The sequence below is a fragment of the Thermodesulfovibrionales bacterium genome (assembly GCA_026417875.1).
In the GTDB taxonomy this organism is placed as follows: domain Bacteria; phylum Nitrospirota; class Thermodesulfovibrionia; order Thermodesulfovibrionales; family CALJEL01; genus CALJEL01.
On sequence record JAOACK010000016.1, the window covers coordinates 23,090 to 32,051 of the forward strand.

An 8,962-nucleotide genomic window follows, 5' to 3' on the forward strand; every position below is an offset into this window, starting at 1 on the left:
ATTGGTGGTTCAGGTACAATCAGCTCAGACAGGCTGGGTAACCTCCTTTAAAGTGGTTGAACTGTTCATTTCCTCAAGAAAGGAGGTACTATATCTGCCTTCTAAAAACTGAGGATGGTTCAGGAGTTTCTTGTGGAGGGGAAGGGTTGTCTTTACTCCCTCTATCATGAATTCATCAATCGCCCTTGCCATCCTCTTTATTGCCTCCTGTCTGTCCTTACCGTAAACAATGAGCTTGGCAATCATGGAATCATAATAGGGTGGCACTGTGTATCCGGGATATATGGCTGTATCGACCCTTACACCGGGTCCGCCCGGAAGGGAAAGAAAGGTTATCTTACCAGGAGAAGGGACAAATCTTTCAGGGTCTTCTGCATTTATCCGGCACTCTATAGCCCAGCCATTGAATTTTATATCAGGCTGTCTATAACCGAGCTCGTAACCTGCAGCAATCTTTATCTGCTCTTTTACAATATCTATTCCTGTTATAAGCTCGGTTATAGGATGCTCAACCTGTATCCTTGTGTTTATCTCTATGAAATAGATATTCCCTTCTTCATCCACGATAAACTCAAAGGTTCCGGCATTCCTATATTTTATTGCCCTTGCTGCCTTTACAGCGAGTTCACCGATTTTCTTTCTCTGTTTTTCTGTGAGAAAAGGTGAAGGTGCTTCCTCAAGGAGTTTCTGGTGTCTTCTCTGAATTGAGCATTCCCTCTCTCCAAGATGTACAATATTTCCTTTAGAATCAGCCAGAATCTGCACCTCTATATGCCTTATACTTGATATATATTTTTCAATATAAAGTTCACCATTTCCAAAGGCTGCGAAGGCCTCTCTCTGAGCCATGTGAAAAGCCTGTTCGAATTCTGATTCCTCTCTCACGATTCTCATTCCCTTTCCGCCGCCACCAGCAGAAGCTTTGAGCATTACAGGAAAGCCAATCTTCTTTACAACCCTTTCTGCCACATCCTCTGAATTAACAGGACCATCACTTCCTGGAACAACAGGAATGCCTCTTCTCTTAAGAATTGTCCTTGCCTTTGCCTTGTCTCCTCCAATCTTTATATTTTCCGGTGTAGGTCCTATAAATGTTATTCCAGAGGTGATACAGGCTTCAGCAAAATGGGGATTTTCAGAAAGGAATCCATAGCCGGGATGGATTGCTTCAGCATCGGTAATCTCCGCTGCACTCAGGATTGCAGGGATGTTGAGATAACTCTGCTGTGGGTTTGCAGGTCCTATGCATACTGCCTCATCAGCAAGTTTTACATGGAGAGACTCCCTGTCCGCCTCTGAATAGACAGCTACAGTTCTGATTCCAAGTTCCTTGCATGCCCTGATGATTCTAAGGGCAATCTCCCCTCTATTTGCTATGAGAATCTTTTTAAATAATTTCATACAGGCTCTATCAGAAAGAGGGGTTCTCCATACTCAACAGGCTGACCGTTTTCAACAAGTATTCTCATTACCACACCATCTACCTCGCTCTCAATCTCATTCATTAATTTCATGGCTTCTATTATACACAGAATTTGCCCTTTCTTGACCCTTGTTCCTACCTCAACAAAAGGAGGTGCATCTGGTGATGGGGAACGATAAAAAGTTCCAACTATTGGTGAAGTTACTGTTATTAGCCTGCGGGTTTCTTCTTCAGCAGCTACAGGTAAAGGCTGTTTCTCTATCTCCACAGGCTTCTGAGCATGCTGAATCTCAAAAGGTCCTATAAATCTTTCACGCCTTACCTTTACTTTTATTCCCTCTTTTTCAATCACAAGTTCAGTAATATCTGTTTCTTTTAGTAAATTTAATATGTCCTTTAATTCTTCAAGATTCATTATTTTACCCTCTCTACATATTCTCCGGTTCTAGTATCAACCTTTATTATATCTCCTTCAACAATGTGGAAAGGCACCTTTATAATTGCACCGGTTTCAAGTCTTGCCGGTTTTGAGCCGGCTGATGCGGTGTCTCCTTTGAATGGAGGTTCTGTTTCAATAACCTTGAGCTCTACAAACATAGGAGGTTCTACTGTCAGGGGTTGCTCTCTATAGTAAAGCACACGGACATTCATATTTTCCTTTATAAACTTCCTTGCCTCGCCAAGAGCCTCTTCACTTATTGTTACCTGCTCATAGGTCTCTGTATCCATGAAGACATATTCATTTCCTTGGCTGTAAAGATACTGCATCTCCTTTTCTTCAAGCTTAGGCAGCGGTATTTTGTCACCCGCATTAAATGTCTCATCAATAACCCTGCCGGTTTTAAGGGACTTTATCTTTACCCTCATTATAGGTGCACGCTGCTGCATCTTTACATGCTGAGATTCGATAACCTCATAGGGTTCTCCCTTGAACTCAATCTTCATCCCTCTTCTTAATTCACTTGCAGCAATCACAGAAACCTCCTTTAAAACTTAATTCATAATGAATACTTAAATTCTATTAAAAAATCAGACAATATATACTTGGTTTTAACGGATTACCTTAGTGTTATAGTTTACACTATAAAATGGTTTGCTAGCAAGTTAAACGAGCGCCAGTATTATCTCCCTTTCTATCTCATCAACCCTTTCTATCCTTACAGTGACCTCATCTCCTATCCTGAATAACTTCTTTTTTTTCCTTCCGATCAGAGTGAGTGTTTCTTGATCATATATATAAAAATCATCTGTCATATAGGAGACATGAAGAAATCCTTCCACATAAAAATCCTTTAATCTAACCTTCATTCCGTATGGTGTCAGAGATATGATGTTTCCTCTGAACTCTTCTCCTATCTTTTCCTTCATAAACCAGACCCTCATGGCATCTATTACAGTCCTTTCTGCTTCATCAGCAAGCCTTTCCATTCTTGATGAATGAAAGGCTATAGAGGGCAGTATCTCCTCAAGGTCTTTTATTTTTTTGTCTGTCAGTCTGTTGGTGAGGACATCCCTTAATATTCTGTGAACAACAAGGTCAGGATATCTTCTTATGGGCGAGGTAAAGTGAGTGTAGCATCTTGAGGCAAGGCCAAAGTGTCCTGCATTTTCTGGAGAATACCTTGCCTGTTTAAGGCTCCTGAGAAGGATGTAATTTACAAGTTCTTCATGTGGAGAGCCCTTCATCTCTTTTATAAGGGATGAGAGTTGTGAAGTTTTTATAAGTTTTCTGCCGGTGAGGTTTTTTAAAATCTTAGCGAGTTCCTGCATTTTCAGGGGATCGGGTTTTTCATGAATCCTGTAAATAGATGGTACGCACAGTGACTCAAGATACTCTGCAACTGCCTCATTTGCTGCGATCATGAACTCCTCTATAATCATGTGTGCAAAGGTTCTCTCTGCCTTTATAATATTTTCAGGTCTGCCCTGGATATCAAGAATCACCTCTGGCTCTGGAAGGTCAAAGTCAAGACTCCCCCTTTCAATACGTTTTTCCCTTAAAATCCTTGCAAGTTCTTCCATGACCTCAAGATGAGGAAGCAGGAAGGTGTACTTTGTCCGCTCTGATGGTTCTTTATCAATAAGAATTTTTTTGACAGATGTATATGTGAGTCGTGAGCTGCTCTTGATTACACTGGGATAGAAATTTACATTCAACCTTTCTCCATTTTTACTGAAGAGAATCTCAACCGTAAATGCAGCACGCTCAACTCCGGGCTTGAGACTGCAGAGGTCTTCTGATAGCTCCCTAGGAAGCATGGGTATTGCTCTGTCGGGGAAATAGACGCTCGTTGCCCTTTTTCTTGCTTCTCTGTCAAGATTGCTGTTCCAGGGCACAAAATATCCCACATCAGCTATATGAACATAGAGCAAATAATTTTCACCCAGTTTTCTTATTGATATAGCGTCGTCAAAGTCTTTAGCATTTTCTCCATCAATTGTTACAGTTATTAGATTTGTGAGGTCCTTTCTATCCTTTCTATGAATATCCTTTTTTCTAACTTCACGTGCTTCTGAATTAACTTCAGGAGGAAATTTGTTCTGGAGATTGAATTCTTCTATAATTGATTCAATCTCTGCAATCGGGGTATCAGGTTTCTTCAATACCTTTATTACCTTTCCTACCGGTGCTCTAGAATCGCTGGGATACTCAACTATCTCGGCTATCACATGGTCATTGTTCTTTGCTCCACCCCTTGCATTTGGTGGGATGTAAATGTCAAAGGAAAGAGTTCTGTTTTTTGGTCTTACAAAAGAACCATATCTTCCATATTCAAAGATGCCAGAGATCCTCTTATGAACCCTTTCGAGAATCTTTATTATCCTTCCTGCCCTTCTTTCCGGTTCTTCAATCCTAGCAATTACCCTGTCACTGTCCATTGCACCACCTGTGGCTCTTGCGGGTATAAATATATCTCTTTCACCAGGTTTTTCAGGTATGACAAAACCATATCCATCTCCGTGAGCTTCAAAGTATCCTGTAACAAGGTTCATCTCATCAGGGGGTCCGTAATGACCTTTCCTTGTTCTTACAAGTTCACCCTTATTGACCATTTCATTGAGAAGTCTTTTTATGGTTTTTGAATTTTTCCTTTGAATTTTCAGTAGGGAGAGTATCTCTTCAAAACTGAGGGGCTTTATCCTCTTTTTAAAAAGAGAGCGTATCTCCTGAGGAGTTATTGATTCATACTCTGGCATTTTCTAGAACCCTGAGAAGTTCCTCTTTATCAACCTCAGATATAATTACCCTGCCAATCTTTTCTGGAAGAACCATTCTTATCTTTCCTGCCTTTGCCTTTTTGTCAATTAACATTGCATTGAAAATACTGTTTCCGTTAATGTCATCTGGGATAGATGGCTTGAGACCGTAAAGCATTAGGATGTCTTTTATTTTTTTCACTGTAGAATCATCTGTGAGCCCTTTTTTTGATGCAAGAAAGGATTCTCCATACATACCCATTGCAATTGCCTCTCCGTGTAGAAACCTTGTATATCCTGTTACTGTCTCTATGGCATGGCCGATGGTGTGGCCAAAATTAAGCACTGCACGCAGTCCTTCTTCCCTCTCGTCCCTCGAGACTATTTCTGCCTTTATCTCACAGGAACGGGCTATGATTTTTTTTAGGCTTTCAGGTTCAAGATCTGATATTTCCCTGTTTCTTTCATTTAAAAAGGTGAAGAGGCCTTCATCCCATATAATCCCATATTTAATCACCTCAGCCATTCCAGCCCTGAATTCCCTCTTGGGAAGGGTTTTTAAAAAATCAGTATCAATTATTACTAGAACGGGTTGATAAAATGTGCCTATCATATTTTTTCCAAGCGGATGATTGACAGCGGTTTTTCCTCCTACAGAGCTATCGACCTGTGCAAGGAGCGTGGTTGGAAGCTGTATATAATCAATGCCTCGCATATATGTTGAGGCAACAAATCCTGTGAGGTCTCCTACAACTCCTCCACCAAAGGCTATAAGGCATGAGGACCTGTCAAATCTCTTTTCTAGGAGTTTAGTGTGAAGGTAATAGAACCAGAGAAGATCCTTATATTCCTCACCATCAGGGATAATTATTGAAATAGCATTAAGCTCCCCTCTTAATCTTTCAATTAAATCTTTGTAAATTCCAGCAAGTGTATCATTTGTTATGATAGCTGTAAAGGTATATTTTTTTGAATGTATGAAATCTACCAGTTTTTCAATTATGCCTTTACCTATAAGGATATCGTAACTTCTTTCTCCAAGGGAAACCCTTACCGCGTTCATATTTATCAATTATACTCCTGCTTTATTTTTTCAAGGATTTCCTGGGCAACTTCCTGTGGGGTCTTTTTATCCGTATCAATGAGTATATCAGCCCTTTCATAATAGGGTCTCCTGAAATCAAGTAGCTCTTTTATTCTCTGAAGAGGGTTTTCTACATGAAGAAGAGGTCTCGATGTATCATTTTTTGTTCTTTCATAGATTGTATCAGGAGATGCCATTAGGCATATTATTATGCCTTTTTTTCTGAGATTCTCCATGTTTTCCTCTCTGAGGACTGCTCCACCACCTGTAGATATTACAGCTTTCTCCATTTGCGAAAGTCTCTTTATGACATCTGATTCCAAATCCCTGAAATAAGGTTCACCAAATTTTTTAAATATCTCTGTTATGGCCATCTGCTGCTCTCTCTCTATTACAGAATCTGCATCAATAAAGGTGTAACCAAGAAGCTTTGCAAGGATCTTTCCAACCTCTGTTTTTCCAGTTCCCATAAATCCTGTTAGAACTATGTTCTTCATCTTCTTTCAAGCCTTTTCAGGTAGAGATCATAATTGGACCTTGTTTCTTCAATACTGTCTCCTCCGAACTTTTCAAGAAAGGCATCGGCTATTACAAGACAGAGCATTGCCTCTGCTATGACCGAGGCAGCTGGTACCGCACAGACATCGGATCTTTCATACATTGCCTCAACTGTTTCATGGGTTAATATATCCACTGACTTTAAAGGTTTTCTAAGGGTCGGGATGGGTTTCATGGTGAGCCTTGCAATGACAGGCATTCCATTTGATATGCCACCCTCAATTCCACCAGCAAAATTAGATTTTCTGTAATATCCTTTTGCATTTTCATAGAATATCTCATCCATGACCTCTGAGCCCTTTGCTGTACCAGTAAGTATCCCTGCACCTATTTCTACAGCCTTTATTGCCTGAATAGAAGAGAGGGCGAAAACAAGTCTTGCATTTAATCTCCTGTCCCACTGAATATGGCTTCCAAGACCTGGTGGAACATTGACCGCAAAGACCTCAAAAATACCTCCCAGGGTATTTCCCTCCTCAGAAGCCTGGTCAATTAATCTCATTATCTCCTCTGTGGCTTTTTCATCAGGACACCTTACCTCTGAAAGGTCTGCCTTTCTGGACAATTCTATTAATTTCTCTTTATCATGCCAGAAATCCTTTACTGCATGGAGCCCGAGACCCTTACCCCCGATTGAGAGAACATAGCTTCCAATGATAACATTGAACTCTTCAAGAAACCTACGTGCTATGGCACCAAGAGCTACCCTCATGGCAGTTTCTCTCGCAGAGGAGCGTTCCAGTACATTTCTTATATCGTCCTGACCGTATTTCAAAATTCCTGCAAGATCTGCATGCCCGGGTCTTGGTTTGGTTATTTTTTTAACCTCGCTTTTTACTTCTCCAACAGTCATTATCTCCTGCCAGTTTTTCCAGTCTTTGTTTTCAATAAAAATACTTACAGGTGAGCCTGTGGTCTTTCCGTGCCTCACTCCTGATAGGATTTCAGCATGGTCTGATTCTATCTTCATCCGTCCACCCCTGCCATAACCTGACTGTCTTCTCTGGAGCTGTCTGTCTATGTATTCAGAGGAAATAGCAAGGCCTGCTGGAATTCCCTCAAGAATTCCGGTAAGACCTCTACCATGAGATTCACCTGCTGTAAGAAAACGGAGCATAGTATTTATTTCTTTTTATTCTTCAGTATTAGCATTATAAAGAGTGCCATTATAAGTGCCAGGCCTGCAAACTTTGCAAGTTTAAGGGCAATTAGTACTAAAATTATTGCAACTATAATAAGCCAGGTAGTCATGTTATTTTTAAATTTAGACTTTTCAATGATTAATTATATCACAAAAGCCTTTTACTTTCTGTTATATTATCTCATGATGCACATAAGGGTTATTTATCCCGGAAGGACAAAAGAGGGTTTTATAAAAGATGGAATAAGCAAATACATCAAGCTTCTTAGGCCTTATGTCAGAATTGAGACAATCGAGCTAAAGTCTGCAGGTGGCTTAAAAGAGCAGATTATAACTCTGGAATCACGAGCGCTTCTTAAAACAGCAAGGCATCCTTTCTGTCTGCTTGACAGGGAGGGAATTGAGTTAACTTCAGAGGAGTTCGCTCAGTTTTTAAAGGATAGACCTGTAATTGATTTTCTCATAGGTGGTGCCTTTGGTGTAAGTGAGGAATTAAAGAGGTCTGCTCCTTTCAAGCTTTCCCTTTCAAGGTTTACCTTTACCCATGAACTTTCAAGACTGATTTTATTTGAGCAGCTTTACAGGGCAATGACAATCATAAAGGGAAGAGAGTATCATTATTAAATTTAACCTCGCAGGTGGAAATTTGTATTTTTCATGTAATGGATGTAAAAGGTAATATGATTTTTTAAAAATAAAGTTTTATCTGTCAGCGAAAGAACAATCTCCTCTCATCTGTGTTAAACAGTCCCTGTCTGTATCAAAAGATTTCTGATTACAGTAATTAGAGATATTAAATGGTGCAGGGCATGGAGTTTGACATTTATTATCAGTGTAAAACTGGTAAGTGCTTCCAGGCATGATTGAAAGTACATCTCCATCTTTCCATTCGGTGCACGTTCCACCATCCCTGCGATAACTATCCCGTCCACCTCCTCTCGCATTCAGAAGCTGTATACCGTTTGTATAACATGGGTCAGGGTTAACTGTTATGTTGAAATTACTGGAAGTGCTTTGAGGAGGACTACAGCTGTCAGTAACCTGGACTGTAAAACTGTATGATCCAGGTGCTGAAAGAACCTGTGTGCCTGTGAGGTTACAAGTGGCAGCTGTATTTCCTGTACAAAAGTTAATGCCTGAAGGTAGGCTTCCTGAACGAGTCCAGGTATAAACCGGTACTCCTCCTATTACATTAATAGAACCTGAATAGGACTGGCAGTTCGTTGCATTGGGCAGAAAAGAACTCCACCCCGTGAAGGGACAACAATTTACTGTTATCGATGTAGCTTTATCAGAATACTGTTGCCCTGGGTATGTGCAACTGTCTATCACCCTTGTTGTAAAGGTATAAGTGCCAGGTACAGTAGGCGTTCCTGAGATTGAGCATCCAGAGAGACTCAGACCAGGTGGAAGACTTCCAGAGACTATGCTACATGTTACAGGACTATATCCTCCTGTGTAAGTAATATTTGCAGTATAATTAGAACATGTTGTAGTAGACTGCAAGGGTGAAGGAGTAGTATTTGACAGGGACTGACAGCCAATGTTTACTACATAC

General features: G+C 40.4%; 10 protein-coding genes. 1 reads left to right on the top strand and 9 read right to left on the bottom strand.

Annotated features, from left to right (window positions below; translation table 11 throughout):
• Positions 1-24 precede the first annotated feature (24 nt).
• From accC to N2257_04710, 8 genes are all read right to left on the bottom strand, one after another.
• Positions 25-1,401: an acetyl-CoA carboxylase biotin carboxylase subunit gene (gene accC, locus N2257_04675; protein MCX7793682.1), complete on the bottom strand. Its 1,377-nt coding sequence runs from the start codon at positions 1,399-1,401 to the stop codon at positions 25-27.
• Positions 1,398-1,838 (bottom strand): acetyl-CoA carboxylase biotin carboxyl carrier protein, encoded by a 441-nt coding sequence (gene accB / locus N2257_04680; GenBank protein MCX7793683.1) that lies wholly within the window; start codon positions 1,836-1,838, stop codon positions 1,398-1,400. The genes accC and accB overlap by 4 nt, the downstream gene beginning before the upstream one ends.
• Entirely contained in the window at positions 1,838-2,398 is a 561-nt protein-coding gene (gene efp / locus N2257_04685) for an elongation factor P (protein MCX7793684.1), read from the bottom strand. The genes accB and efp overlap by 1 nt, the downstream gene beginning before the upstream one ends.
• A 129-nt stretch (positions 2,399-2,527) precedes the next feature.
• On the bottom strand, positions 2,528-4,621 hold the full coding sequence (gene rnr, locus N2257_04690) for a ribonuclease R (GenBank protein ID MCX7793685.1): 2,094 nt from the start codon (positions 4,619-4,621) through the stop codon (positions 2,528-2,530).
• Positions 4,608-5,684 carry a 3-dehydroquinate synthase gene (gene aroB / locus N2257_04695; protein MCX7793686.1) on the bottom strand — a complete coding sequence of 359 codons (1,077 nt, stop codon included), beginning with the start codon at positions 5,682-5,684 and terminating at the stop codon, positions 4,608-4,610. The genes rnr and aroB overlap by 14 nt, the downstream gene beginning before the upstream one ends.
• A 5-nt stretch (positions 5,685-5,689) precedes the next feature.
• Positions 5,690-6,202 carry a shikimate kinase gene (locus tag N2257_04700; GenBank protein MCX7793687.1) on the bottom strand — a complete coding sequence of 171 codons (513 nt, stop codon included), beginning with the start codon at positions 6,200-6,202 and terminating at the stop codon, positions 5,690-5,692.
• A complete protein-coding gene (aroC, locus tag N2257_04705) occupies positions 6,199-7,380 on the bottom strand; it encodes a chorismate synthase (GenBank protein MCX7793688.1) in 1,182 nt (393 codons plus the stop codon). The genes N2257_04700 and aroC overlap by 4 nt, the downstream gene beginning before the upstream one ends.
• Positions 7,381-7,385: 5 nt before the next feature.
• A complete protein-coding gene (locus N2257_04710; GenBank protein MCX7793689.1) occupies positions 7,386-7,514 on the bottom strand; it encodes a hypothetical protein in 129 nt (42 codons plus the stop codon).
• A 73-nt stretch (positions 7,515-7,587) separates the two neighbouring features.
• Here N2257_04710 and N2257_04715 point away from each other — a divergent pair, with 73 nt between their 5' ends.
• Positions 7,588-8,028: a 23S rRNA (pseudouridine(1915)-N(3))-methyltransferase RlmH gene (locus N2257_04715; protein MCX7793690.1), complete on the top strand. Its 441-nt coding sequence runs from the start codon at positions 7,588-7,590 to the stop codon at positions 8,026-8,028.
• A gap of 78 nt (positions 8,029-8,106) precedes the next feature.
• Here the strand turns inward: N2257_04715 and N2257_04720 are convergent.
• Positions 8,107-8,962, bottom strand: an 856-nt coding sequence (locus tag N2257_04720) for an Ig domain-containing protein (GenBank protein MCX7793691.1), incomplete at its 5' end; no start/stop codon positions are given.

Excerpts from the sequence above, each read along its gene's own strand:
- rnr (MCX7793685.1), bottom strand. The coding sequence starts at position 4,621 with ATGCCAGAGTATGAATCAATAACTCCTCAGGAGATACGCTCTCTTTTT.
- N2257_04715 (MCX7793690.1), top strand. The coding sequence starts at position 7,588 with ATGATGCACATAAGGGTTATTTATCCCGGAAGGACAAAAGAGGGTTTT.
- aroB (MCX7793686.1), bottom strand. The coding sequence starts at position 5,684 with ATGAACGCGGTAAGGGTTTCCCTTGGAGAAAGAAGTTACGATATCCTT.
- N2257_04700 (MCX7793687.1), bottom strand. The coding sequence starts at position 6,202 with ATGAAGAACATAGTTCTAACAGGATTTATGGGAACTGGAAAAACAGAG.
- aroC (MCX7793688.1), bottom strand. The coding sequence starts at position 7,380 with ATGCTCCGTTTTCTTACAGCAGGTGAATCTCATGGTAGAGGTCTTACC.
- N2257_04710 (MCX7793689.1), bottom strand. The coding sequence starts at position 7,514 with ATGACTACCTGGCTTATTATAGTTGCAATAATTTTAGTACTAATTGCC.
- accC (MCX7793682.1), bottom strand. The coding sequence starts at position 1,401 with ATGAAATTATTTAAAAAGATTCTCATAGCAAATAGAGGGGAGATTGCC.
- accB (MCX7793683.1), bottom strand. The coding sequence starts at position 1,838 with ATGAATCTTGAAGAATTAAAGGACATATTAAATTTACTAAAAGAAACA.